At 66.6% G+C, this 25,703-nt stretch carries 20 protein-coding genes and 3 pseudogenes; 8 read left to right on the top strand and 15 right to left on the bottom strand.

Going from position 1 to position 25,703, the window contains the following annotated elements; translation table 11 throughout:
* Window positions 1-16: 16 nt before the first annotated feature.
* Window positions 17-409: an arsenate reductase ArsC gene (locus C3V38_RS18040; protein ID WP_371412148.1), complete on the top strand. Its 393-nt coding sequence runs from the start codon at window positions 17-19 to the stop codon at window positions 407-409.
* 55 nt (window positions 410-464) lie between these two features.
* Here the strand turns inward: C3V38_RS18040 and C3V38_RS08310 are convergent, their stop codons facing one another.
* The 3 genes from C3V38_RS08310 to C3V38_RS08300 are packed head-to-tail and all read right to left on the bottom strand — an operon-like array spanning window position 465 to window position 3,702.
* The gene (locus C3V38_RS08310) at window positions 465-1,964 is read right to left on the bottom strand and encodes a glutamine synthetase beta-grasp domain-containing protein (protein WP_106385533.1); all 1,500 of its coding nucleotides are present in this window, start codon (window positions 1,962-1,964) and stop codon (window positions 465-467) included.
* A 58-nt stretch (window positions 1,965-2,022) separates the two neighbouring features.
* Entirely contained in the window at window positions 2,023-2,706 is a 684-nt protein-coding gene (locus tag C3V38_RS08305) for a trimeric intracellular cation channel family protein (protein ID WP_106385532.1), read from the bottom strand.
* A 15-nt stretch (window positions 2,707-2,721) separates the two neighbouring features.
* Window positions 2,722-3,702, bottom strand: a complete 981-nt coding sequence (locus C3V38_RS08300) for an LLM class flavin-dependent oxidoreductase (RefSeq protein ID WP_106385531.1) — start codon at window positions 3,700-3,702, stop codon at window positions 2,722-2,724.
* A gap of 339 nt (window positions 3,703-4,041) precedes the next feature.
* On the opposite strand from C3V38_RS08300, the gene C3V38_RS08295 reads away from it, so the two are divergent.
* The 3 genes from C3V38_RS08295 to C3V38_RS08285 all read left to right on the top strand — a co-directional run bounded on the left by C3V38_RS08295 (window position 4,042) and on the right by C3V38_RS08285 (window position 7,061).
* The gene (locus tag C3V38_RS08295) at window positions 4,042-5,196 is read left to right on the top strand and encodes a phosphotransferase family protein (RefSeq protein WP_254425925.1); all 1,155 of its coding nucleotides are present in this window, start codon (window positions 4,042-4,044) and stop codon (window positions 5,194-5,196) included.
* A 35-nt stretch (window positions 5,197-5,231) separates the two neighbouring features.
* Window positions 5,232-6,332 carry a hypothetical protein gene (locus C3V38_RS08290; protein WP_174705770.1) on the top strand — a complete coding sequence of 367 codons (1,101 nt, stop codon included), beginning with the start codon at window positions 5,232-5,234 and terminating at the stop codon, window positions 6,330-6,332.
* A gap of 204 nt (window positions 6,333-6,536) precedes the next feature.
* The gene (locus tag C3V38_RS08285) at window positions 6,537-7,061 is read left to right on the top strand and encodes a very short patch repair endonuclease (protein WP_311201251.1); all 525 of its coding nucleotides are present in this window, start codon (window positions 6,537-6,539) and stop codon (window positions 7,059-7,061) included.
* Here C3V38_RS08285 and C3V38_RS08280 read toward each other — a convergent pair.
* From C3V38_RS08280 to C3V38_RS08260, 5 genes are read right to left on the bottom strand one after another with little or no spacing between them, the layout of a single operon-like run.
* Window positions 7,009-7,830 carry a hypothetical protein gene (locus C3V38_RS08280; RefSeq protein ID WP_106385529.1) on the bottom strand — a complete coding sequence of 274 codons (822 nt, stop codon included), beginning with the start codon at window positions 7,828-7,830 and terminating at the stop codon, window positions 7,009-7,011. The two genes, C3V38_RS08285 and C3V38_RS08280, sit on opposite strands and share 53 nt — an antisense overlap.
* Window positions 7,827-8,699, bottom strand: a complete 873-nt coding sequence (locus tag C3V38_RS08275) for a hypothetical protein (protein ID WP_106385528.1) — start codon at window positions 8,697-8,699, stop codon at window positions 7,827-7,829. Before C3V38_RS08275 ends, C3V38_RS08280 begins: the two co-directional genes overlap by 4 nt.
* Complete coding sequence (locus C3V38_RS08270) at window positions 8,696-10,513, bottom strand: hypothetical protein (protein WP_165001087.1); 1,818 nt, start codon at window positions 10,511-10,513, stop codon at window positions 8,696-8,698. The genes C3V38_RS08275 and C3V38_RS08270 overlap by 4 nt, the downstream gene beginning before the upstream one ends.
* Window positions 10,510-11,538: a PD-(D/E)XK motif protein gene (locus C3V38_RS08265; RefSeq protein ID WP_129591178.1), complete on the bottom strand. Its 1,029-nt coding sequence runs from the start codon at window positions 11,536-11,538 to the stop codon at window positions 10,510-10,512. Before C3V38_RS08265 ends, C3V38_RS08270 begins: the two co-directional genes overlap by 4 nt.
* Complete coding sequence (locus C3V38_RS08260; RefSeq protein WP_106385525.1) at window positions 11,535-14,150, bottom strand: Z1 domain-containing protein; 2,616 nt, start codon at window positions 14,148-14,150, stop codon at window positions 11,535-11,537. The genes C3V38_RS08265 and C3V38_RS08260 overlap by 4 nt, the downstream gene beginning before the upstream one ends.
* Window positions 14,151-14,296: 146 nt before the next feature.
* Between C3V38_RS08260 and dcm the strand changes: the two genes are divergently transcribed.
* The gene (dcm, locus tag C3V38_RS08255) at window positions 14,297-16,255 is read left to right on the top strand and encodes a DNA cytosine methyltransferase (protein ID WP_106385524.1); all 1,959 of its coding nucleotides are present in this window, start codon (window positions 14,297-14,299) and stop codon (window positions 16,253-16,255) included.
* A 2-nt stretch (window positions 16,256-16,257) separates the two neighbouring features.
* Here the strand turns inward: dcm and C3V38_RS08250 are convergent, their stop codons facing one another.
* On the bottom strand, window positions 16,258-17,538 hold the full coding sequence (locus tag C3V38_RS08250; RefSeq protein ID WP_254425923.1) for an ATP-binding protein: 1,281 nt from the start codon (window positions 17,536-17,538) through the stop codon (window positions 16,258-16,260).
* Between the two features lie 614 nt (window positions 17,539-18,152).
* Here C3V38_RS08250 and C3V38_RS08245 point away from each other — a divergent pair.
* A pseudogene (locus C3V38_RS08245) lies at window positions 18,153-19,131 on the top strand (VOC family protein).
* A gap of 14 nt (window positions 19,132-19,145) precedes the next feature.
* Here the strand turns inward: C3V38_RS08245 and C3V38_RS08240 are convergent.
* The 3 genes from C3V38_RS08240 to C3V38_RS08230 all read right to left on the bottom strand — a co-directional run bounded on the left by C3V38_RS08240 (window position 19,146) and on the right by C3V38_RS08230 (window position 21,526).
* Complete coding sequence (locus tag C3V38_RS08240) at window positions 19,146-19,949, bottom strand: sucrase ferredoxin (protein ID WP_174705797.1); 804 nt, start codon at window positions 19,947-19,949, stop codon at window positions 19,146-19,148.
* A gap of 92 nt (window positions 19,950-20,041) precedes the next feature.
* Window positions 20,042-21,259, bottom strand: a complete 1,218-nt coding sequence (locus C3V38_RS08235; protein ID WP_106385522.1) for a cupin domain-containing protein — start codon at window positions 21,257-21,259, stop codon at window positions 20,042-20,044.
* Entirely contained in the window at window positions 21,260-21,526 is a 267-nt protein-coding gene (locus C3V38_RS08230) for a BatC protein (RefSeq protein WP_106385521.1), read from the bottom strand.
* Window positions 21,527-21,845: 319 nt separating this feature from the next.
* Between C3V38_RS08230 and C3V38_RS08225 the strand changes: the two genes are divergently transcribed.
* Window positions 21,846-22,745, top strand: a complete 900-nt coding sequence (locus tag C3V38_RS08225; RefSeq protein ID WP_106385520.1) for a 3-hydroxyacyl-CoA dehydrogenase — start codon at window positions 21,846-21,848, stop codon at window positions 22,743-22,745.
* Window positions 22,746-22,778: 33 nt separating this feature from the next.
* Here C3V38_RS08225 and C3V38_RS18035 read toward each other — a convergent pair.
* Both C3V38_RS18035 and C3V38_RS08215 read right to left on the bottom strand, forming a co-directional pair.
* A pseudogene (locus C3V38_RS18035) lies at window positions 22,779-22,928 on the bottom strand (aspartate-semialdehyde dehydrogenase); the annotation flags it as partial.
* 107 nt (window positions 22,929-23,035) lie between these two features.
* Window positions 23,036-23,206 (bottom strand): annotated as a pseudogene (locus C3V38_RS08215) (enoyl-CoA hydratase/isomerase family protein); the annotation flags it as partial.
* 209 nt (window positions 23,207-23,415) lie between these two features.
* On the opposite strand from C3V38_RS08215, the gene C3V38_RS08210 reads away from it, so the two are divergent.
* The gene (locus C3V38_RS08210; RefSeq protein ID WP_106385519.1) at window positions 23,416-24,357 is read left to right on the top strand and encodes a DUF2382 domain-containing protein; all 942 of its coding nucleotides are present in this window, start codon (window positions 23,416-23,418) and stop codon (window positions 24,355-24,357) included.
* 149 nt (window positions 24,358-24,506) lie between these two features.
* Here the strand turns inward: C3V38_RS08210 and C3V38_RS08205 are convergent, their stop codons facing one another.
* Window positions 24,507-25,541: an aspartate-semialdehyde dehydrogenase gene (locus C3V38_RS08205; protein ID WP_106385518.1), complete on the bottom strand. Its 1,035-nt coding sequence runs from the start codon at window positions 25,539-25,541 to the stop codon at window positions 24,507-24,509.
* Between the last annotated feature and the right edge of the window lie 162 nt (window positions 25,542-25,703).

Genomic DNA, 25,703 nt, shown 5'->3' with positions numbered 1-25,703 from the left:
CGAGTCCAGGCCCCGGGTGTTGTTCGTCTGCGTCCACAACGCCGGGCGCTCCCAGATGGCCGCCGGTTACCTGTCCCACCTGGCCGGAGGACGCATCGACGTCCTGTCCGCCGGGTCGGCACCCAAGGATCAGATCAACCCGGTCGCCGTCGAGGCGATGGCCGAGGACGGCGTCGACATCACCTCGGCCACGCCGAAGGTCCTCACCACCGACGCCGTCCGCGCGTCAGACGTGGTCATCACCATGGGCTGCGGCGACGCGTGCCCGGTCTTCCCCGGCAAGCGGTACGAGGACTGGGAGCTGGCGGACCCGGCGGACCAGGGAATCGAGGCCGTCCGGCCCATCCGTGACGAGATCAAGCGGCGGGTCAGCGCGCTGATCTCCGAACTGCTCGAGCCCGAGTCGTAGCGGACGGGCAGGGGGCAGGCCCGCTCCCCCGGGCCACCTCGCCGACCGGGCGGGTTCAGCCGACGTGCCAGTGACGGCGGATGAGCTCCTCGCGGTCTGCGTCGCCGCTTCCGGAGTCGCCCACCTCGTCGTCGTCGTCATCGTCATCGTCATCGTCGTCATCACCGCATAGCCCCGCGAGCACCGAGTCGATGAGCGCGGCGGGGAACACACCGTCGGCCTCGAACATCTCGCGCTCGGCCTCCAGCACGTCGGCCGACTCCGCGCACGAGGTGGGCAGGGTTTCGAAGTCCTCGCCGTCGGCGGCGTTGAGGCGCTCGGCCTGCTCCAGGCTGCCCGGGTCGTCGAGCCCGCGCCTGGCCGCCACGGCCATACCCGCCAGGAGCAGGTGCACGTCGGCGGAGCCGTCCGCGAGTCGGAACTCGACGGTCTGGGGGTGCGTGGCGGGCTCGGGGATCGGCTCGGAGCTGCCCGGGTTGGCGTGAGCGACCATGTCGCCCAGGACGTTGCCGCCCCAGGCCAGCGGGACCCGGACCAGGCCGGTGCGGTCCTGCATGCCCCAGCAGATGTCCTCGGGCGACTCGTCGCCCTCGGCGAACCGCAGGTACGAAGTGGGGACGGTGTTGCCGAACGCGGACAGTGCCCGGGCGGTCGAGAGGTAGCCGGCGATCAGTCTGCGCGCGGTGTCGGTGATGCCGGCGTCGTCGACGATGACGTTGGTGCCGTCGCGCACCAGGCGGCTGTGGATGTGCAGGCCGTTGCCCGCGCCGTCGCCGCTCACCAGTGGGGCGAAGGTCGCCTCGAGGCCGTGGGCGTAGGCGACCTGACGCACCACCCATTTGGTCAGGACGATGGCGTCGGCGGCCTGCTCCAGGGGGACGGGCTGGAGTTCGATCTCGTGCTGGACCAGCTGTCGGTCGTCTTCCAGAATGTTGCCGACCTCGCCGTGGACGTACTTCATCGCGACCCCCATCTCGCGGAGGTGCCCCAGCACCTGCTCGCGGACCCGCTCGTGCTTGGAGAAGGGCGCCGACTCCTGGTAGCCGCGCTCGGATTCGACGGGGTAGATCGGCTCGGGATCGGCGGCGAGGTAGTACTCCAGCTCGCCGAAGGCCTCGAGCGTCATGCCGGTCTCCCGCGTCAACATCTCGGCGGCGCGGCGCACGACCTGTTCGCGCGCGTAGGGCAGCGGCGTGCCGTCGGGTGCGTAGAACGAGCAGAGCACGTCGAGTGAGGTGCGTTCCCCGAAGGGGTTGAGGAAGGCGGTGCGGTGGCGCGGGACGATGTAGACGTCGCTGGCCTCGGTGTCGGTGCCGGGGAAGACACTCGAGCCGTCCACTCGCTCGCCGCGGGTGAGCACCTCGTGGAGGTGCTCGCGCGAGTTGATGGGGAAGGCGAGGGTCTTGAGACGGCCGTCGCCGCCGACGTAGCGCAGGTTGACCTGGCTCAGCTCCAGCTGCTCGGCGGCCCGGACAAGGTCGGCTGCGGTGAAGTCGGCCGTCGGTGTGCCGAGTAGTCGGACGAGCGGGTGGGGTTCCAGTGCGTCGATGGCCATGCCCCGTTCTACCAGCGGCGGGGCCCGGTCGCCTCCGGTCGACCGGGCGTCCGCGGTGTCAGTCCAGGTCCTCCGACGAGCCCCGGATACTCCAGCGATGTCGACGACGACCACGTGGACGGCGCTCGGCCTCCTGGTAGTAGTCGAACACCGGCAGTCCGAGCTTGAAGCGGATCGCGGCCACGCGCAGGCCGAACCCCACGACCAGGGTGATCACCGCGCTCCAGTTCTCCGGGATGCCCGCAGCGTTGAGGCCCACAAAGACGAGCGCGGCCAGAATGGCGATGCTGGCGTACAGCTCCTGCCGGAATACCAGCGGCACCCGGTCGCACAGCAGGTCACGCATGACTCCCCCGAACACGCCCGTGATGACCGCGGCAGCGACGGCGATGAGGACGCCGTGGCCCATCTCGAGGGCGATCCGGGAACCGAAAATCGCGAAGACGGTCAGTCCGAGTGCGTCGAGCCCGAGGAAGAGCACCCTGAAGTGCCGCATTAGCGGGGCGACGAACACGGTCACGACCGCGGCCAGCGCGACCAACGCGAGGTAGGACGGATTCTCCACCCAGATGAGCGGATAGTGGCCCAGCAGGACGTCCCGGATCGAGCCACCGCCGATGGCGGTGACGCACGCGACGATCACCACCCCGAACAGGTCCATGCGCTCGCGACCGGCGACCAGCGCGCCGGTCATCGCCTCGGCGGTGATACCGATGAGGAACAGTATGGTGAGGAATTCCACGGGTGCGCCGCGTGACTACAACCAGAGGTCGGCGAGCAGCTCGATCGACCGGTTCCGCACGGCCGGGTCGTAGGCGTAGGTGACGGTGATGAGTTCGTCGGCGTCGGTGCGCTCGATGAACTCCTCCAGCTGCGCCTTGACCGTGTCGGGCGAGCCGACAGCGCTGATGTCGAGCATCGGGTTGGTGGCGCCGGCGAACTGGGCGGGGTCGACGGGCGGCTGGATCTTGCGGCTGCGCCCGGCGCGGAGGTCGAGGAACATCTGCTGCAGCGTGGTGAACTCGCGCTGGGCTTCTTCATCGGTGTCGGCGACGACCACGTTGATGCCGGCCATCACCTGGGGCTTCTCGATGCGCGCGGTGGGCGCCTCGGTGCTGAACGAGTCGCGGTAGACGCGGATGGCGTCATCGATCTGGTCGGGTGCGAAGTGCGAGGCCAGCGAGAACGGCAGGCCCAGCTGGCCGGCGATCGAGGCGCCGTTGACGGTGGAGCCGAGCACCCAGATCGGCACCTCCATCCCCTGCGAGACCGCGGAGAAGATGGGGATGCTGTGGGCGGTGCCGGACTCGCCGAACCAGCCCTGCAGGTCGTAGATGTGGCGGGCGAACGCCTGCGGCTCGGCCGACGAGCGGCTCAGGGCCTGCGCGGTCATGCCGTCGGTGCCGGGGGCGCGGCCCAGGCCGAGGTCGATCCGGTCGCCGTGGATGTTGGCGAGTGTGCCGTACTGCTCGGCCACCATGAGCGGCGCATGGTTGGGCAGCATGACGCCGCCGGAGCCGACGCGGATCCGCTCGGTCACCGATGCCGCCTGCGAGATGAGCAGCGACGTGGCGCTCGAGGCGAGGTTGGGAGTGTTGTGGTGCTCGGCGAACCACAGCCGCGAGAAACCCAGCCGGTCGGCGAGGCGGGCCGACTCCATCGACGCGGCGATGCCGTCACGCGCGGTGGCGCCCTCGGAGATGGAGACCAGGTCGAGAATGCTCAAGGGGACCGACACAACACACCTTTTCGTAGCTCACCGTTACCGCCGCGAACATCCGCGGCTCGTGTGTCGAGGCTACCGATACGGCGAGGTCCGTGACGGGTCACGGATCGGTGCCAACCGCGCCCGCCCCCGTGACGGGCGTGGGTCACACGGGTGCCGCCGTCGGTGATGCGTGGGACCGGAACGGAACGACGACGACGACGAGGTTCCCGTCCCACACCCCGTGGCCGCCTGCGGGCGTTGGCGTTTCGGGCCTCCGTCCCTGTGCCTTGGGTCACACTGGGCTCGGCGCGGGGTCCCGCCCGCGCATCAGATCCGCACGAAGGGTCCGAGCACATGAGGTCCGATCACATGACGCAGCCACGCTCAGATGAGCCGCTCCACCAGCGGGTCACCTCCGGCGAGGCCGATCTCGACGAATTCCGTGAGCGCCTCACGATCTGGCTGGCCGAGCGCGACGAGGGCGACGCTGCAGCCGGGGTCGAGGTCACGGCGGTGAGCCGACCGGAGAGCTCGGGGATGTCCAACATCTCAGTGCTCTTCGACGCCACGTGGACCCCGGCCGGGGCCAGCGCACCGGCGGGCCCGTCCGAACGGCGGTCTGCGCACCTGGTCGCGCGGATGTGCCCGCTGGACGACGCCTTCCCAGTGTTCCCCGTCTACGACTTACAGAAGCAGTTCGACGTGATGCGGACGGTCGGCGAGGCCACCGATCTGCCGGTGCCGCGAGTGCGCTGGCTCGAGCAGGACCCGGCTGTGCTCGGAGCGCCGTTCCTGGTGATGGACCGCGCCTCCGGTCAGGCGCCGGTCGACAATCCCCCGTACGTCTTCGACGGCTGGCTACTCGAGATGACCCCCGAGCAGCGGGCCGAGCTCCAGCGCGAGTCCGTGGCGGTCTTCGCGGAGATCCACCGCATCCCCACGCCCGCCAACCTCCTGCCGGCGCTGGCCCCGGCGCCCGGCGTGAGCGCCCTGCGCGCCCACGTCGACGAGCAGCGCGCCTACTACGAGTGGACGACCCGCGAGGACGGGCTGAGGATCCCGCTCATCGAGCGGGCCTTCGACTGGATCGAGGACCACTGGCCCGCCGAGACCGGCCCCGACGTGCTGAGCTGGGGCGACGCCCGGATCGGCAACATCCTCTACGAGGGCACCGCCCCGACCGCCGTCCTGGACTGGGAGATGGCGACCATCGCGTCCGCTGAGGTCGACCTCGGATGGTTCCTGTACTTCCACGACCTGTTCCAGGACCTCGCGGTGACCTTCGGCTTCCCCGGGATCCCGGATGTGTTCGACCACTCCGAGGTCGTCGAGCAGTACGAGCAGCTGACCGGCTCCACCGTCCGGGACCTGCCGTTCTACTACGTCTACGCCGGGCTTCGGCAGGCCATCATCCTGTCGCGGATCACTCGTCGTCGTATCCACTTCGGTGAGCAGGAGGCCCCCTCCCACCCAGACGAGTACGTCCTCCACCACCCCATGCTCGCCCGCCTGATCGCCGACTGATCTCGCCCGTCCCACGGCACCACCCGAGGATCCACGTGAAACCCACCCCGCTCGACGAGTTCCCCGTCCACCAGACGCCGCTGCCGATGGCCCAGGTCGGCACGAGCGACCGGAACTTCTACGACCGCTACTACTTCAACGCGTACGACCGCACCGGCGACGTGTTTCTCGTGACGGGGTTCGGTGTGTATCCCAACCTAGGGGTCGTGGACGCGTTCGTCACCGTCCGCCACGGCGACACCCAGCGATCCGTGCGGTTCTCCGACGCCCTCGACTCCCGGTCGCTCGCGCCCGCGGTGGGCGGGTTCCGGATCGAGGTGATCGAACCGCTGCGCACTCTGCGGCTGGTGTGCGAGCACCCGGACCTGTCGCTGGAGATGACGTGGGAGGGCTCGTTCGACGCGGTGCTGGAGGACCGACACGTCCTGCTCGAGGGCACCCGCGCGATGCTCGATGCGAGCCGCTTCGCGCAGGTGGGCAGTTGGTCGGGAACGCTCTCGGTCGACGGGCGCGACTTCGCCGTGGATCCCGACGTGTGGCTGGGGACGCGAGACCGCTCGTGGGGCATCCGGCCGAGCGGCGAGTCGGATCCCGCCGGCCGGTGGGCGGCCGAGCCGCGGGAGGGCTTCTGGTGGACCTACGTTCCGCTGCGCTTCGACGACTACGCAATGGTCGTGATCCTGCAGGAGAGCCCCGACGGGCACCGCACGCTCAACCACGCGAGTCGGGTGTTCGCCGACGGGCGGATCGAGCAGCTGGGCTGGCCGCGGATGGAGGTCGACTACCGCAGCGGCACCCGTCACCCCGACTGTGCTCGTCTGCACCTCACCACGCCGCGCGGCGAGCCGCTGCTGCTGGAGGTCGAGACGCTCGGCGGCGTGCCGCTGAGCATGGGCTCGGGGTACGTGGGCGACCCGGCGTGGTCCCATGGCCGCTGGATGGGCCGCGACTGGAGCGAGTCGGTCACCTACGACATGACTTCGCCCGATGTGGTGGCGATGCTGCCGTTCAACACCGTCGACCACGTGGCCCGCGCGACCTGCAACGGTTCCGTGGGCTGGGGCCTGTTCGAGCACGCGAACCTGGGCCGCCACGATCCGTCGGGGTTCACCGACTGGGGCGATATGGCCGGGTGAGAGCCGGACCAGTGACCGCCCGAGCGTCGCCGACGAAGCCCGACACCCGCTCGTACTCACTCCGTAGAATTTCACTGTGACCACAAGTCGGCAGTTCAGCGGTGCGGCAGGACACGGTTTCGAGGTGCGCACGTCGAGCATCTTTCGCACCACCGCGTCGGGGCCATTGAGCACTCCACGCAGGGGGAGATCCAGCAAGGGTTCATGCCCTGTGGGCGTGTTCGGCTCCTGGTCTACGACGGCCGGCCCCTCCACCTGATGGCACCAGAACCCGGACACTCCCACCCGCGGACCGGGCGCCCGGCCGCCTCTTCGGAAACTGTCAGAGCCAACATGGCTCGGCAGAAGCGACGCGATACCGGGTGTGAGATGGCGGTTCGACGACTGCTTCACGCCGCCGGGATCCGATACCGGGTCGATTTCCGCCCCTTGCCTGATCAGCGTTTCCGAGTGGACATCGGGTGGAGGAATCGGAAGCTGGCGGTCTTCATCGATGGCTGCTTCTGGCACGGTTGCCCCGACCACGGGACCCTGCCCAAGAACAACAGGGAATGGTGGTCCGACAAGCTTCGCGCGAATGCCCAGCGGGACAGGCGGACTGACGAGCTGCTCCGCGCCAGGGGTTGGACCGTTCTCCGCTACTGGGAACACGAGGACCCGGACCACGTCGCCTCGACTATCCGAAAGCACCTGATGCAACGAGCCGCCTCAGGTGGCGACCCGACTTAGCCTGACCGGATTCGACTGCCTTGATGTAAGCATCACGGACCTCGTTGAACACTGTGTCAATCTCTCGCTGCAGCACGTCATCCGGAAGAAAGGTGAGCCCACGAACCGAGTTAATCGCACGGATTCTGACCATGGCAGTTCGGAGAAATTCTGACGAAGACAGCGCTCCGTCGAACTGGGAGCGCACGCGATCATGCGATCGGACGATTGCACGCGCCAACTGAACGTTCCCACCGACGGAGGACCGCTCCATAATGCCGACCGTTTCGTCCTCACCGAGTTTGTTCGACAGTTCGGGACCGAGCACGTACGCCCGCCACCATAGCTTGCGGAACACGTTTCGGGGCTTACCGATGAGACGCTCGTATTCGTAGTCGCCGGGCTTGTTCGGATACCGCCACATACCGACATGAGGCAGTAACACAAGGGTGAAGAAGTTCCAGACCTCGTCGATGGCGGCCTCGACCGGGAGGATCTTCATCATCTCGACGAGATAGGCAGCGACATCGCGGTCGAAATCACCGGGGGACTTCTTTCCTCCCGCTTCATCCGGATACCCATACTTCCGGGCGATCACCTCGACGCCGGCGCGAAGCGTCTCCAGCGTCTCCTCCTCCACCTGGAAGGGGTGATTCGGATGAAAGTAGGCCCGAAGGTGATCAGTCGCAGATGACTGTCGGAGGTCGTCCAGGCTCTTCCCCTCGAATTCCCTCAGAAGCCCGATCGCTACCTGAGTCGGAATGCGGGGATAGGACAGTTCCCGCGTCATTTCGCCGGCTCCGAGGTCACCGCTTGGATGCGCGCCTCTACGCGCCAAGGAGTCGTCTCCATCGCACTGCTCATCTCTTCAAAGTCCGCCTCTGCGAAGTAACGGCGGAACGTCGCCCAGAGAACGCCGCCGATGGTGTCATCGTCGTAGGAACGAATCTGTGGGCCCTCGCGCAGCGCCCAGCTGATCAGATTACGGTGCAGGTCCGCTTTGAGGATCGCCTGCAGCACTTTCGATTCCGCCGCGTTCGGTGAATCGAGAAGCTTCCGGACGGAAGGATGCGCCGTGTTGAGCCGCAAGTTGAAGCTGCCCATGGCGCTCGCGCCGAGGTCGACGGAGGTGGGGTCGAATTCCCACATCCCCTTCTGCATCTCTCCCGCCGGGAACTCGACAGCGACGAGCGGGAATCGCGAACCCACACCCTCGAGGAACACCTGCCTGTCCTCGGCCCACAAAATTGAGCCGGGGCGCTTGGCCGCTAGAGGCGAACACTCCGTGGGCTCAACCGACATCACGAGTGCGTAGAGGGAGATCCGCAGGATTCCTCCCGTCCGGTCGGAAGGTATCGACGCACGAATGCGGTTGCTTCCGTGGACCACCGCTCCGCCCAGACCCGAGCTATAGAGGTTAGTCTTGCTCGAACGCCATCGGAATCCGAGTCGGATGTCGGTTGACGGGCCGAGTCCACACTCTTCGAGGAGTCGGACTTTGTCGATCTCCACCTCCCAGCTGACGCCGAGATCAACCGAGTAGTCCCAGCCCTCGATAGCTTCAGAGTCGGCGACCTCGAAACCGTTCACCGAGAAAACAGGTTCATCGAGTTGGAAGAGGCCCGGATCTGGTTCGAGAAAGCCCGCCGTTGTGATCACTGCCCTACCACCTCGGTGCGAACCTCCAGAGTCAATCGCGCTTGATCAGGCTGAGGGAACGACACGGTCACCAGATGTTCACCGGGCACCTCCCAGACGAGATGGTCGCCGACCGCCTCGTCCTCTTCCCCGGATTCCTTCCACCCGAGAACGCCGTTGATCGACTCCAGACCACCCCCGTCCAGAACAACCTTCGGTGTCGCGGTGAACTTGACGGGTAGAGGCGATTCCGCAACCCGCAATCTGACCGTGAACTCGGCCACCGTCGCGCCGTCAGCGACTTTCAGCTGGACAGCTTCAACGAGCGCCGAATGTGCCAGCGGTGGCTTGGTGTTCGTCGCCGGCTTCCGAGGCCGGCGGGGGGACGGTCGTTGCACTCTGGGGCCACCGCCCTCGATTCCCGAGACGACGTCCCCCAGGGCAGCGGAAAGCGCGGCGACGCCCTTGAGGTGCCGCTCTTCAGGTCGGTCGTTCACGCTCCCGGCGCCCCTGTCACTGAACATCTTCTTGATGCGGTTCAGAGTGATCCGGACGATGTTGGCCTGGTGATTGCCGAGGCTGACCGGCTGCCAGTCGTCATGGGCGACCGGTTCAGATTTGGCGAACTGCTCATCCACTCCCGGGTCCGCGATGAACACCCCGGCCATCTCGAGATCGGAAGGATCGCGTTCGACCGCCATGTACTTCACGACGAAACGAGGGTTGCGCATCAACGCCACCTTCGACAGCTTCGGTTCATCGATCGCAAGGCCCCTCGGGGTGAATCTGGCGACTGCGAGACTGCCGGATGCCAATTTCGGACGCTCGGACCATATCCTCGCGACCAGATCCGGATACTTGTCGACGAATTTGTTCGACGAACGGGTGTTCGCGTCATTTGCGGCGATCGCCAGTTCGTACGCCCGCGCGTAGTGCTTATACAGCGGATGGCGTTTCGGTTCCGGTACTGCCAGCTCCGTGCCATCCGCACTGAACCCGAACTGAATCGTCGGCCTCCCACGCTCTCCAACCATGTGCGGCCACGCCCACTCCAGTGCGGCGTTCGCCAGCCGCTCCACGTCCCCGGCTTCTATCAGCTCGCCATCGATGGTCGGAGCGACGATCCCGATGGCCGTCCCGGTATCCGTACCGAGGAGATCCAGGCCGATGGCCTCAGCGTAGGCATCCGCTTCTGTATCGAGGTACGGCTCGGCTCCCACGTCAGAGTCTGGACGCCCCCACCAGTGACGTCCGGTATACGGCTTCGCCGCCTCTTCGTAGTCATCGCCGATACCGACCGCGATGAAACGGCTCTGAAGCCTGTTCTCGAAGCGGGTTCTGGTGTAGATGACGATCGTGCCCACCGCGCTCGTCTCGAACAGAATCCCCTTCCCGAAGCCGTACGTGCCTCCCCCCACGGCCTTGTCTTGGCTCCTCCCGATATTGCGCACGAGGCCGACGAAGTCCTTGCGTCCGCTGAACGCCACATCGGATCGCGTCGGACCTCCGAGACCACGTGTCCTGCGGTCCGAGATGACGAGCAGAGACGACGCCTGCTCAGGACCGATTCTCTCGTAGTGCAACGCCGCCGGAGAGTCCGCCAGCACCGTCTCGAACAACGCTCGGCGCGCGGCCACCGGCAGCTTGAGGAGGTCCATCCGGAACGTGATCCCGTGTCGCTCATCCTTCCGGGCGTCCCAGCTATTCTGGACGGATTCTCGGAAGAGCAGAGAATGGTGGTCGAGGTCCGGACGTCCGAGAGTCTGCCCTGCGGAATGGGCGTGAAAACCGCCGTGCGCGCCGAACGGCTCTGACCACCTGAAAAGCGGTTTCACAGAATCTCCTCGAGGAAGGAATGGATGTCGTAGGCGTCAAGGGACCCCGTTACCGTCTCATGGGCTGTGAGGTCGAGCAGATAGGTGACGTTGCGGATTCTGTCTGAATGTGGGATATCGCGGAGCCTCGCGCGGTCGATACGCGGGAAATCCGCGACGATCCGGAAGAAGCGATCCTCCAGGAAATCCATCTTCTTCTTCTCGTAGTCATCTGCGCGGGAGTGGTGATACCCCACCGCTTCTAGCTTCTCCGCGAAGGACTCGGATTCCGCCCCGAGTTCCAGAGCGGCATCCACCAGCGCTGGAATCGAGACGTCGCCGGCCGGGGAGAACGCGACCCGCGCCGCAGCCAGGAAAAGCGGGCGATCGTCAGGGACGTCGAGCTGTCCGACCCCGTTGATCTCCACCTCCATACCCGTCTTTCTCTGAGTTCCCTTCACCTCGATAGCGCAATCCAACAGCACGAAGTCGTGATCCGCACCGTCTGGTCCGCTCCATGACTCCAGGGCAGTCGGGCCGATTTCACGCAGAAGTGCGACGAGCACGCGCAGCTCAGCTGCCAAGCCCACGATTTTCTTGTCGGCCAACAGCCCCGCACCGCGCGTTGCGAACAGTCGCCTCCATCGGTCGAGCACCACTCGAGCCGCCCCGGGCGACCCACTGGAGACGGACGCTCCAGATTCGAACTCGTCGAGAACATCGTCGATGAACGCGGCGAATGTGTCGCGCAAAAATGCCGGTTCGCATCGGAACACCAGGAAGGGCTCGATGCGATTCCCCTCTGCATATCTCTCTCGCCGGAGAGAGACCGATGTTCCGGCGCTGTCGTCGACGAAGGCGTCGAACTCGTCTTCCGAGATAGGGATCATGAGAATGCGGCGACCTGCTGGATCTATCGCGTGACGTATCGGTCCGGCTTCAGCGTCGACGCCTGTCTCACGCACGACGATATCCCCGCGGTTGAACGCCGCTTCAAGAAACGCGAAGGTCGACTTGGACGGCTCTCGGACCTCATCGTGCGTCACTTGTAAACCTCATCGGCCGAATCGAGCGCGAACACGTCGTCCACCTCGAAGTCCTCAACGGGCGGTGGAACTGAGATGTACTCGACAGCGGACCCGATGTCATGCGCCTTCGGGAATTGGAAAGCGACGCCGACAACGTCGTCAACAGCATCGAGACTCGTTTTCTGCGAGTCCTTTTTCGTATCCGCGTAGTCCAACTTCGGCGACGAGTCCTTTGCGATCGGATAGACGATCAAGAGGCCTCGATCTCCGACGTGCTCCTCTCGGAGTCGGTTCTTCGCGGGGGTCGACAGGTCACCCCTCAGCAGCGACTCTTTCTGCTCTGCAGTGACGTCCAGATCAACCAAGCGGTCCATTGATCCGATCAACGTCCGGATGTTGGCGTGATTCCCGTTCTGATGCTTCATCCTCGAACGCTCGACGGGCACCACCTCCATTCCGGGCGCGAGTTCGATCGGCTCGTGGCGTCCACTCGGGCTGCTCATCACAGCGACGTTCCATTTTCGTAGAGCCGATAGCTCATTCTGCTTGCGAATGTACTTACCGATCAGCTCGCCCTTCATCCGGGTGGCGGCGTGGTGGAACTCGTACATCTCGAGGAAACTGAATACCGCCTCGACCGGAACGTCACGGAATAGCTTCGCGGATGCCGTCATCCCCGAGGGGCGCCACGGCCCGACCAGCGATTCGGCCGTGGAGAGCAACTCGGACGTCGCCGTCTTGTTCGCCTGCAGCCAGTCGGCGTCTCGGTGCTCGAAGAGAATAGTCTGCAGCACCTCCTGCGAGAAGCTGACGAAGACGCGCTGCGCGGATCTGGTCTTGTTCCTTGCCGCGACGAGCAAGGAAGAATGCGTCCTTATAACTGGACGGACTTTCGCCGGGGTCGTTTCGAACTCATACTGCTTAACGAACTGGCGGAACTCCTCTTCCACCGTTGCGAGATCGACGAAGAACTCGTTCAGCTCGTCTGTCATCCATACCCGCTGCAGATCTTCGTACCCCCTCCGGTACCCGAACCACCGGCCCATCTGGAGAAGGGAGTCATAGGCGTTCGAGGCTCGCACGAAATAGCTGGTCACGAGCCCCTCGAGAGTGAGTCCGCGCGACAGTGTATTGCCACCGATCACCACCACGGCCTGGGGCTCATCTCCGTAGTGCAGTCTGTCGGAGGACCTGTAGTTATCGATCACCAGCCGCAGATCCGCGAATACGCCGTCGAGCTCATTCTCCAGGGCTTCGAACGTGATCGGCCTGTTTCCGAAGCGAGCAGAGTCGATCGCCGCGCTCTCCGATGCCCAGAGGCCGCGGAGATGTGGTCGAGCCGAGCCGGCCCGGAGCTGGGCCGCCTCCGCTTCGATCGCCTCCGAGACAACCTCCGCCAGCTTTTCGTGGGCCCGCCCCAGCATCGAGGTATGAATGAGCATCGTGGAGTGCTTGTTCCCCGTTCCTCGCACCCGCCTCGCCGCGGTCGCCAGGATGAACCAACGCAGCGCGGTGAGCAGTGAATCCGGTACCGACGGATCCCACGATTCGACCGCCCCCTTCCCGCGGGGCTGACGCACCTCGTCGACATGCTCTTCGGGGATCGACCTGATCACGTCGAGTCCGTCGACCGGTTCGGACTCATCGGTCTCCAATAGCCCACGCCCGAAGAGCTCAGCCGAGCCGAAGTAGTTCTCGGGTTTGGGAAGATCGACGATGAAGTCCTTCGGGTACAGGTCGTTGGCGTTCTCGGGATCGATGAGCACATTCGCGAACGGGGTCGCGGTATAGGCGATGTAACCCGACCTCTCGAACTCAAGAAGCTGCCGGATGAGGCTGTTGATCCGTGAGACGCGACCCTGACCTACGTCGATGCTGGCCTGATCGGCTTCGTCATCGATGATCAGAATCGGGAACGCGTCGGCATCTCGCTGAGCGCTCTTCAGCCAGTCGAGAAGGCGCTTGAGACGGTGCGGGTTCTTCTTCACCACAGCGATCAGCCTCAGGTCGGTCCCCGCTGCGATCTTGCTCAACTGTTCCGGCGCCTCGAAGTCGGACTCGGAATTCGTGAGAGTCACGAACTGCGGATTGCCTTCGATCAGCATCTCATCGATGCGGCGCTGCGTCTGACTCCGGAGATTCTCCGTGATCCCGGACAAGACGATGAAGAAGCGGTATCCGCGATCCGCCGCCTTGGCGATCACAGACATGAAGCTGGTGGTCTTCCCGCTCTGGACAAACCCGAGGACGAGCCCGCGGAGCTCACGCCCGGGGATGGCCGGTGCGCCGAGTTCCGCGAGCACGCGGTCCGAGGCCTCATGAATGGACTGGACGGCGTCCGTCGGCAGCTGCGATTCGAGCCGAGCGCGCAGCATCGGCCAGGCGACGTCTTCCAGCTGGACTCCGGAGTACCACGTCCCGGTTTTCTCCGTTCGCGCGGAGATGACCCCGACCGACTCCATCTTCCGGATCTTTCCCGCCCTGATCTCGAACGCCGCGCGGATCGCCTGCACCTGCTCCTCGCTTCGCCCGCGGGCGACGAACTTCCGGATGATCTGGTCGGGCGACTTACCCAGGTCGACCTGATCCTGGTAGTCCTCGATGTCGACGTCCGAGACCTCGAATGACACTTGCCCTCCCAGCTTTGTCAAAATTGCTTACCGAATACTAATGTTTGCTTCCGACACTCGTAGCGAGAGCCCCCGTTTTTTCGCGATGTCGTGGGTGGCGCCTACTCTCCGGTAGAGGGTCATTCACCCGTACAGAGGAGCGACACGTGGTCCGAAAGGCGACGCCGTATGGCGTCAAACTCATCCGCGGCCCGTTCCTCGATCTGCCTCCGCACGAGCACCACGCCGCGGACGTCGGGGAATTCAAGCGTCTCACCAAATCGCTGCGGGGGCGTGGCGCGCATCTCGCTGCGGACCTCTTCTCCGGCGCCGGAGGGATAAGTCTCGGTCTCGAGGAGGCCGGCTACGACGTCGTGCTCGGCGCAGACCACTACGAAGCCGCTGTCCGCACCCACGCCCACCACTTCGCGGGTTTGTCCCTGGACTGGGATCTCGCGGACGCGGACGTCGTCGAACGCGTCGCGGGCCTCATCAAGGAGGCCCGGGTCGAGATCATCGCCGGCGGCCCGCCCTGCCAACCGTTCTCCAAGGCCGGCCGATCCATGATCCGACACCGCGTCCAGCTCGGAGAACGTGATCCCCACGATGAACGGCGGGATCTCTGGCGCTCATTCCTCGAGATCGTCGGAAGCGCGCGGCCTCGCGCTGTGCTCATGGAGAACGTTCCGGACCTCGCACTCGACCGCGAGATGTTCATCTTTCGGTCGATCGTCGAAGAGCTGGAACAGGACGGCTACTCCGTCCACACCCGCATCGTGGAGACGTGGAGGTACGGCGTTCCCCAGATGCGTCAGCGCCTCCTCGTGGTCGCCTTGCGAGACGGCGTCGCCTTCGAGTGGCCCGCCGACGCCCCTACCAAGACGACACTGTGGAACGCGATCGGGGAGCTTCCCGAGGTCGAGGGCGGCTGGCGCCCCGAGGGTGGCGCCGAGGGCTGGGCGGATTACGACGGTCCGGTAACCGAGTATCAACAGAGGATGCGGCGCGGTGTGGCGGGTGCGGACGCCCATAAGGTGTTCGACCACATAACCCGTCCGGTTCGTGAAGACGATCGTGCGGCGTTCGAGACCATGACGCACAAGACCAAATATTCCGACCTCGCGCCCGAGCACCAGCGGTACCGCAACGACATCTTCGACGACAAGTACAAGCGTCTCGACGAGAACGACCTCTCGAGGACGATCACCGCGCACATCGCCAAGGACGGGTACTGGTACATCCACCCCCGCCAGCCGAGGACGCTCACCGTCCGCGAGGCCGCGCGCATCCAGTCCTTCCCCGACTACTTCCGCTTCTCGGGACCACCGTCCGCCGCCTTCAAGCAGATCGGTAACGCGGTCCCCCCCTTGGTCGCCGAGACCGTGGGCAAGTCGATCAGATCAGCGTTGGCTGCCGGCCGGTCGATGCCGTTCAACACACGCGAGATATCGGCGAGGATGGCAACCTGGTACCGGGGGCGCGGAGTGGACGACCTCGCCCTCCCCTGGTTCCGATCAGGCTCGCGGTGGGTCTTCGTCGCCAGTGAGATCCTCCTCGCCAGAGCGTCACGGACCGTCACGCGCAGCTTCTTCCCCGCCATCGCAGCGCTCGACGTCCCCCGAGGCTCCCTTCCCGCGGACGACGCCCTGGCCATCCTCAAGAACATGGCCGAGGGAGTCGGACGCTCGACGCGCGCGGACCAGCTCGGTGAGCTGGCCGGACAGATGGCCGATGCCCCGGATGCCCTCTGGTCGCCGACGATCGACCGCACCGCCCTTCCGACGATCCCTGCGTCCATCGCGGACCTGGCCGAGCTGGCCGTGCCGACAACCGACGAGAACGGGTTGGAATCAGAGGAGCCCATTCTCACCGGAAAGGGCATTCTCCGGGTGGCCAGTCGGTTCCTGGGCAACGACGTCGACAAGCGCAACAAGCTGACCGACGGCCGACTGGCAGTCGCCAGACTGGTCGGTATAGGTGAGGAGTCGCGTGACGCCCAGCTCGGTCTCATCGAGCTCGCGGCGTCGGTCTGTACCATCGACCAACCTCGGTGCAGCATGTGCCCGCTGTCGGACCACTGTGCGTACGCCAACGACAAACGAGATGAACCGACCTCGCTTTTCTGAGGTCAGAACCCGAGCGACTTCGCCATGTCCGGCGACTCCTTCTTCAGCAGGTCCGAGATCTGCTTGAGGGCGTCGAAGTTGCCGGTACGGACGAGCGCCGCCTTGATCGCCAGCCCGATCTCGGCGCCGTTGGACACCTCGCTCGGCATGCCGGCTGCGCCATTGTTACGCCTACGCGGAGCGTCGACGCGGTAAGCGTTGTTGGCGAGGATGCAGAGCTCCGAGATCGGGCGTCCCAGCATCTGCTTGAGCTGTGGGGGGAGAGCGACCCGCATCTTCGCAACATTGATGTTGAACGCCGCGTCCAGGTCGGTGTCGAAGTCGACCGAGGCTCGTGCCAACTTCGTGTGCTCGTCCAACGCCCGGGTCCCGGCCCATCCGCCCCATTGCACGAGCCGGTTGGCGCGGTAGATATACAAGCCCTGCTGGCGGTTCCACTTGAGCGGACCAGACGCCGCCTCGAAGGCCTCCGGCGACGAGAACGCGTTTCGCGACGGCAGGATGAAGCGGCGGAGATGAACCTTTCCGGCATGGTCGCCGACCATCACCTCGAACGACTCCGGGCCGAGTTCCTTCAGCTCCGGCTCGTTTCGCTGGAAGGGGTCCCACGGCGTGAGCGGCTGGTCGTCCACCCAGATCTCAATCTTCCGCGCGGTCCCCTCGCCGGCCAGGAAGCGGTGGAACACCATCGATAGGTGCGCCATGAGCTTCTCACGCAGGCTGTCGAATCGCCTTTTCGCCCACCCACCGGTTGACTGCCTGGCCGGCAGTATCCGGTCGAGCTTCTCCCAGATCACGACGGTCCCTGGCTCACCGGCCAGCAGCTCACGAGCTCTGGTGGTCGCGGCATCAGGATGCGGGACCACGACGATCCAGTCATCGCGCTCGGCGATGAGGTCGAGATCCAATCTCTGGATCTGGGGTTCCTTCATCCGGGCTGTGCGACTGACGACTGTGACCGAACGTCCCTGCGAGAGAGAAGCGGTCTTCAGTCCGAGCCCGTACCGCCCGAGATCCCCCAACTCGTAGTCACGGCGGCTGCCGAACCGGAGCGATTCGAGAGCACCGTTCACCGACATTCCGTGCCCGTCGTCACAGATGAGGACACGAGAGTCCTCGCCGTCGAACTCCATGAAGACCCGGATCTTCTCCGCACCGGCACTCACCGAGTTGTCGATGAGGTCAGCCACCGCCGAGCTGAAGTCGTACCCGATATCCCTCAGGGACTCCGTGAGCCTCGCGGCCGAGGGGGTGACGGATGCGATGGCGACTCCGGGGTTCACGTGTTGATTCTCTCTACTTCCTCGAGACTGACCTGCTCAGCCGATGGCGACGACCATTGTCGCCCACAGGTCAGACACCGGAGCCCGGCCGGGCCCGCCGAGCATCGGCGACGCTCCGATACTGCCGCCGACCCACAGGATTCGGTCGAGCCGCCCCGACCGGGTTTCTCCGGCGCAGGAGTCAACCTCGCTGACATCGGCCTTCCGGTGACATTAACACCCGCTTCGACGCCCACCGCTCGCGACTCGCTGCCGACGGCGCCGCGGTCGCGTAATGGCTATCGGCCGACCACGACGACTACCGCCGGTCAGTCGTCCGACCGGCCGAACCGTCGTGGTGAAAGTTCCAGCCGACTCGCCGCGCTCGGCGAACACCCCCGCCGAAGTGATGCGCCACCGGGTCGACGAAGTCGGCCGGGCGAGCGGGCACCTCGTCGTCGTCGTCGTCGTCATAAAACCCACCAGCCCACCTGCACCTTTCCCACCCACCGGAATCGAGCGGTGACGCGCGCCACATCACGGTCACAGTGTCCTCATCCCTACCCGGGCGCGCGTGCGGCGCTCCCGTCGGCGACACCCGGGCCCTCGCGGGCCACCTCTCGAAAGGACACCCCATGGGCGACATCCGTGCCCTCGGCTACCTCAGGATCGACACCACCGACCTTGACCGCTGGCGCACCCTCGCCCACGACGTGCTGGACCTGGGCGTGGGCGCCGGCGGCGACGACGACACCCTCCACCTGCGCCTCGACGAGCGCGCCCGCCGCATCACCCTGCGCCGCGCCGAGAAGGACAACCTCGCCGCGGTGGGCTGGGAGGTGCGCGACGAGATCGCCCTCGACCGCGTCCGCGCCACCCTCACCGAGCACGGCATCGCCTACCGCGACCTCACCCACGACGAGGCACAGGCCATCAAGGTCGACGGCGCCATCATCCATCACCCTCGAGGACCCCTGCGGCCAGCGCCTGGAGATCTTCCACGGCGCCGAGCTGGACCACTCCACGGTCTCCACCAGGTACCGCACCGAGTTCGTCACCGACGAGCTGGGCCTGGGCCACCTCGTGGTCCCCACCACCGACTACGACGCCACCATCGGCTTCTACCGCGACGTGCTGGGCTTCCACACCCGCGGCGCGTTCCCCTTCCCCTCCGCGCCCGGCATGCCGCCGCTGCGGATCCAGTTCATGGGCGTCAACCCCCGCCACCACAGCTTCGCCGTGATGCCCGCCCCGCACATGGGCCCGGGGATCGTCCACATCATGCTCGAGGTGGCCGAGATGGACATGGTCGCCCAGGCCATGGAGCGCACCACCGAGCACGGCTTCGGCATCTCCTCCACCCTCGGCGGCCACACCAACGACAAGATGGTGTCCTACTACCTGCGCGCGCCCGGCGGCTGGGACATCGAGTTCGGTTACGACGGGCTCATGGTGGACGAGGACCAGTACCTGCCGCAGAACATCACCGCCGACAGCTACTGGGGCCACGACTGGTCCGGCAGCGAGCCCCTGGCCTGCACCATCCCGCTCGAGGAGACCGCCGCCGAGGCCGCGGCCGACTCCCTGTCCGAGCCCGTGGTGGAGACCGTCTGACGCACTGATGCGACCTACGCGCCCCTGACCTCGATCAGCTCCCACTGCCTCACCGGGCCTGGGGCGTGGGCCCGGCACATCGTGAAGATCGGCTCCGAGTAGGTCTCCCGCAGCCACACCTCGACCGGACCACTCGGCCCCTCGAGCGTCACCTCGACGTGCTCGTCTCGTTCGACCACGCGGACCGGGGCGAAGGCGTCAATGCGGTCGTCCGGCATCACCGTACGGGCATGATGCTGCGCGCTCTGCACAGCCGCCGAATGACTACTGCGCCCCCGCAGGTACCGCTCGTCGACACGGCCCTCGGTGTAGCGGGTGACGATGTCGGCCGGATCCTCCGCCTGGTCGATGCGGCCGTAGAAGAAACCGTGCGGCAGAACGAGCATCGTCGCGGCGAAGCGATCCCCGCCCAGGTGGGAGCACTCCCAGGTCGCCTCCGGGTATCGCTCGGCGATCCGGGCCGCGGCGCTGCGCCCCCGCACCGCGCAGCACTGATCGTGCTTACCGTGCGCGCACACCGCGACCAGCGGCTCCCCGCCGGGAGAGCCGGCGGAGCCGTCGAGGGGGATCTCGGCGTAGCCGACCGGCCCGTCGACCTCGCCCCACCGCAGAGATTCGTGCCCGGGCCGCGCGTCGGCCAGCGCCCACCGCCAGCGTCGCTCTTCTGGGTGACGACGACGACCCGGTCGGCGGATCGCGGCCACCCTGACGTCCGCCTCCTGGGCGCGGCCGGCGATCTCGCGGCCGAGCTCCGCCGGGAGGAGGTTCGGGGAGTCCAGCAACGCCGAGTACCCCCACGGACCCGCGAGTTCGACCATCAGCCACCGCAGCCCCCGCGAACCCGACCCCTCCAGGGGATCGCCGCGGCGCAGCGACGAGTCACTGCACGGCTCCCAGTCCGCAGGCCTGCTCACAGCGCCACCACCACACCCTCGCGCAGCAGCCGGCGCAGCACCACCACGCCGTCTGCCGCGTCCAGGCCCGGGAGCGTGCCGGCGCGGACCGGGTCGCCGTCGATCATCACCCGTAGCGCGGGCTCGCACTCCGCCGGAAAGCTGATCGACTTGGTGGGCAGGCGCAGGGCGATCCTGCCGGACTCGGGCGCGGGGCCGAGCGCGCCGTGCAGGCCGTCCCGCCACCGCACCACAGTGTCCGCGTCGAGTGAATCGATGGCCTCCAGCGTGGCGAGGGGTCGGACCGCGGCGGGCCGGGTGAGGTCCAGGTACCTTTCGGCGAGTTCGCCCGCGGCCTTCCTCGACAGCTCGTCTTGTTTCTCGGTCAACAGCCTGGCGATATGCGCGACCACCTCCCGCGTGGGTTCCCAGGCCCGCGCGGCGTCCACCGAGGCGAGGCCGAAAGGCAGGGACTCGCGCACCTGCTCGTCGGCGGCCAGGGCCTCGAGCACAGCCTCGGCCACGTCATGCCCGGTCAGCGGAGCCACGCCCACCGTGAGGTGGATGGAGGTCTCGCCCTGCGCCTCGGCGGAGTGCACCCAGCCGCGCGGGAGGTAAAGACAGTCCCCCGGCTCGAGCACGGCGTCGATCACCGGCGCGTCCTTCGCTCGGTCGGCGATCGCCTCGCGGTGGTCGGTCCACGGCTGGTCCGCGAGCGGATGGTGGTGGACGGGCTCGTGTACCCGCCATTGCTTAGTCCCGGACACCTGGAGGACAAAGACATCGTGGACGTCGTAGTGCGGATCGAACCCGCGGTTGGCGGGCGGGGTGATGTACGCGTTGGTCTGCACCGGATGCCCGATGTCCGAGGTCATGCCCCGGACGAAGTCGATGATCGGCGGCCAGAACCGGTGCAGACCCTGCAGGACGAGCGTCGCCCCGGCGGCGTACTGCGTGAGCACGCCGTCGGGGTCGAGCTGGTCGCCGATCTGCGCACCGAAGCCCGCCGACCGGGTGAAGCTCGCCCGGTCGACGAGCGTGCCCTCCCTCGCCATACGGACGAACGGCGTGCGCACGCCGCGCTCGGCGATGATCTCGTCGACCATCGCCGGCGACAGCAGGTCGGAGTAGTCGCGCGGCAGCTCGGACGCCCGGGTCAGTAGCGGGCGCCGACCCCAGACCTGGCCCGCGAACTCATCCGAGCCGCACGCGACGCACCGAAAAAGCGCCCGCAATTACTGCGTGCCGTCAGCGCCGCCGTCGGCACCATCCGGATTCGAGCCGCCGTCCGCGACGCCCTCACCGGCATCTGCCGAGCCGTCTGCGCCGCCGTCGTGACCGTCCGGGTTCGAGCCGCCGTCCGCGAGACCCTCGCCCTCGCCCTTGGTGTGGTGGGCGGACCCGTCGGCGCCGCCGTCGTGGCCGCCCGGGTTGGAACCGCCGTCGGCGACCCCTTCGCCCTGAGCGGCGGAAGTGGTCATGTCGTCGTCGTTGATGGCCATCTGCGTTCCTCTCGTCAGTGCAGGTCGATGACCTGCGCGATCGTGCGGTGTCGCCATGTGCCCGACTGCGGTTCCGGACACAATGGCCGTTCCGGTTCCCACTATGGCACCGGCCGGACCTCGGCACGACCGCACGCCATGGGCCCGCAGCAACCGATTCCGCGGGCCCCAGTCGGTTCCCATGCATCGGCCGACGGGGGTTCTCACGGCGCACGACACGCAAGCTGCCGTCAGCCTGCGACCCAGGTCGGACCGGCGTAACGTCGATCTCGCGGAACCACCGCACGCATCAGCGTGAACGAGAGGAGCTGCAATCACCTTGACCGACATCACCGACGTAACCGTTTTCGGAACCGGCGTACTCGGATCCCAGATCATCATGCAGGCCGCCTACCACGGCAAGACCGTGACCGGCTACGACATCTCGGACGAACTGCTCGCCGAACTGCCCGAGCGATGGGAGTGGATGCGCGGCTACTACCGGCGTGACCTCCCCGACTTCGACGAGGCCCGTTTCGATGACGCCATCAAATCCATCAAGACGACCACCGACATCGCCGAGGCGGTCGCCGACGCCGACCTGGTAATCGAGTCGATCCCGGAGAAGCTCGACCTGAAGAAGCAGGTCTGGGCGCAGATCGGAGACCACGCCCCGGAGAAGACGATCTTCACCACCAACACCTCGACGCTGCGGCCCAGCGACTTCGCCGCCGATACCGGCCGCCCCGAGAAGTTCCTGGCCCTGCACTTCGCCAACCTCGTGTGGCGCTACAACACCGGCGAGGTGATGGTCACCCCGCAGACCGACAAGAAGTACTTCGACGCGGTCCTCGAGTTCGCCGGCGAGATCGGCCTCGTTGGGGTGCCCATCCACAAAGAGACGCCCGGCTATCTCCTGAACAGCCTGCTGGTCCCGTGGCTCAACGCCGGCGCCGCCCTCTACGTCAACGGCGTCGCCAATCCCGCCGACATCGACAACGTCTGGCGCACCGCCACCAACTCGCCGCACGGCCCGTTCCAGGTGTTCGACACGGTCGGCTTCAACGTGGCCGCCAACATCTCCCGCGCATCCGGCGACCCCACCAGGATCAAGTTCGCCGACATGCTCCAGGAGGGAATCGACGCCGGAAAGGCGGGACTCGGCGACGGTCAGGGTTTCTATCGCTACGACTCCGAGGGCAACATCATCGAGCCCGTGGAGGACTGGAACCTCAACTGAGCGACGGGCCGAGGCGGCGCCGCCCCCTCGGCACTTGTCGCCCTCGATCGACTGGTCCCGGCGGATCCGGCCCACCAGCGACTCGTCGATGCCGGCGGCCTCGAGCGGGGTCGGCACGTCGACGACCTTCACGACGGCCGCCTTGCCCAGCAACTCGCAGGCCTGGTCCCGGGTGATGCCCCTGCAGCCCCTGCGCACCGTCACCGTCGCCATCGGCGACCACGAAATGCTCGTCGAACCCCCAATCCCCGACGCCGCACGAGCCGTCATCGACGCGATCAACGCAGAGTGACACTAAAGCTTGTGGAAGTCAGGTCGGACTCCGCAGCGGTGTCGTCGACGAGGCCCGCCTCCTTCGCCTCGGCTCCGGGGTAGCGGTGGCCCGTGCTCATCGCGGTAATGGCGCGGTCGTCGCGCATCACCCGGTAGTCGTGGGCCATCGCGAGCATCGCGCCGCCGCCGAGATCTGCGGGCCGGGTCGCAGTCCTATCGCGTTGAGGTGCAACCGTTACGAACCCCTCGTGTAGCGGATGTGATGCTGGCCAGAGCCTTGGACAGGTGACCATTTCGGGGTTGTCCGCGATGTTCGTCGCCGACCTTCCGGTCGCGGCTGGCAATGGTGACTCCTAACGTCGGCAACGGCACGATCCGACGACATAAGGAGTCCGAAATGATCGGCAAGGATTCACTGGATCGACTCACCGGCGCGACCGCGTACGACCACGCTGGTGAAAAGATCGGCAAGATCGGCACGATCTACCTTGATGACGGCAGCGACGAGCCCAAGTTCGCGACCGTCTCGACGGGACTGTTCGGAATGTCCGAGAGCTTCGTCCCACTGCAGGGCGCACGCATGGAGGGTGACGACCTCCACGTCACGTACTCCAAAGACCAGGTCAAGGACGCGCCCCGCGTGGACGCCGGCGGGCACCTCTCCCCGGACGAGGAGAATCGCCTGTACGAGCACTACCAACTCGCAGACGGAGGTCGGCGCGGCGGCGGGACCGGTACACGCACCGAACGGGGCGACCGCGATGATCGTGCTGCCGGCACCGCGGGGGCAGCGGGTGCCGCCGGCACAGCAGGTGCCGCAGGAGCCGCCGGCACAGCAGGTGCCGCCGGAGCCGCCGGCACAGCAGGTGCCGCCGGAGCCGACGATCGGCGCAGGGGCGATCGGGATCACGAAGGCACTGAGACCGTCACCGCCCACGAAGAACGCCTCAACGTGGGCACCCGCGAAGAGGAGGTCGGGCGAGTTCGGCTCCGCAAGTACACGACCACCGAGAAGGAGACAGTCGAAGTCCCGGTCTCCAAAGAGAAGCTCGTGGTCGAGCGCGAGGACGTCGAGGGCAAGGTTCGTAAGGGCGGCCTCGACGAGACCGCCGACGGCGACCGCGATGAGGAGATAGTCCTCCGCGAGGAGCGGCCGGTGGTGGAGAAGGAGACCGTCGAGCGCGAGCGCGTCAACGTGGGCAAGGAGAAGGTCACCGACACCGAGACCGTGTCCGATCAACTCCGTACCGAGCACATCGACGTCGAAGGTGACGTGACGGGGGACCGCGGCGGCCGCGGACATCGCGATGACCGGCCGGGAACGGCGGACGGTCGCTGACGTAGGCCGAGTCAACCCGGATAGAGGAGAGCCGCCGCTCGGTCCGCGTGACCGGGCGGCGGCTCTCGCCTGTGTGCGTCTGCGGGGCCTTGCCGTCTTGTACTCCCGACCTGTTCAGCCCGCGCCTGGCCACTCGACCAGCAGAAGCGCTACTTGACCAGCAGCTCCGCGATCTGGATGGTGTTCAGCGCCGCACCCTTACGCAGGTTGTCGCCAGAAACCACCAGGTTGAGGCCCTTGTTGCCCTCGATCGACTGATCCTGACGGATGCGACCGACCAGCGACTCGTCGCTGCCCGCGGCCTCGAGCGGCGTCGGCACGTCCACGACCTTCACTCCCGGCGCCTTAGACAGCAGCTCGCGCGCCTGGTCCGGCGTGATGTCCTCGTCGAACTCGGCGTTGATGGTCAGCGTGTGGCCCGTGTACACCGGCACGCGCACGCAGGTGCCAGCCACGGGCAGCCCCGGGATGTCGAGGATCTTGCGCGCCTCGTTGCGCAGCTTCTGCTCCTCGTCCGTCTCCTCGGAACCGTCGTCCACGATCGCACCCGCCAGCGGCACCACGTTGAACGCGATCGGCGCCACGTACGGACCCGTCTCACCGGCCTGCAGCGCGCTGCCGTCATGCACCAGCTCGTGCCCGGCCGCCACGTTGTTGGTCACCTGGTCGTTGAGCGTGGCCACGCCGGCCAGCCCCGAGCCCGACACCGCCTGGTACGTGGACACCACGAGCCGCTTCAGCCCCGCCGCGTCGTGCAGCACCTTGAGGACCGGCATCGCGGCCATCGTGGTGCAGTTGGGGTTGGCGATGATCCCCTTGGGCGGGTTGACGGTCTGGTCGGGGTTGACCTCGGAGACGACGAGCGGAACGTCGGGGTCCTTGCGCCAGGCACTGGAGTTGTCGACGACCACGGCGCCGGCCGCGGCGAACCGAGGGGCCTGCGCCTTGGACAGCGTGCCACCGGCCGAGAACAGGGCGATGTCGATGCCCTCGAGATCCTCGTCGCTGGTGGCGGCGACGTCCTCGACCACGATCTCCTCGCCCCGGAACGGCAGCGTGGTGCCGGCCGAGCGGGCGGAGGCGAAGAACCGCACTTCGTTCGCCGGGAAGTTCCGCTCCTCGAGCAGGGTGCGCATCACGCGCCCGACCTGGCCCGTGGCTCCGACGACGGCGACAGTGGTCATGAGAGAGGATCAACTCCTTGAAGATCTCGGGACCGGCTCCCGCGGACGGGATCTCCGTCCGGGCACGGGCGACCGGCAAACGCCCATGCTACCGCCCGTGGCGTTTCGGTCGAGAGTCGTGCGTCACAGCCGGCCGGGAGGGGACAGGACGGAGCGGACAGG

The sequence above is a fragment of the Dietzia sp. oral taxon 368 genome (assembly GCF_002999155.1).
In the GTDB taxonomy this organism is placed as follows: domain Bacteria; phylum Actinomycetota; class Actinomycetes; order Mycobacteriales; family Mycobacteriaceae; genus Dietzia; species Dietzia cinnamea.
This window is presented reverse-complemented; position numbering and strand designations above follow the sequence as displayed.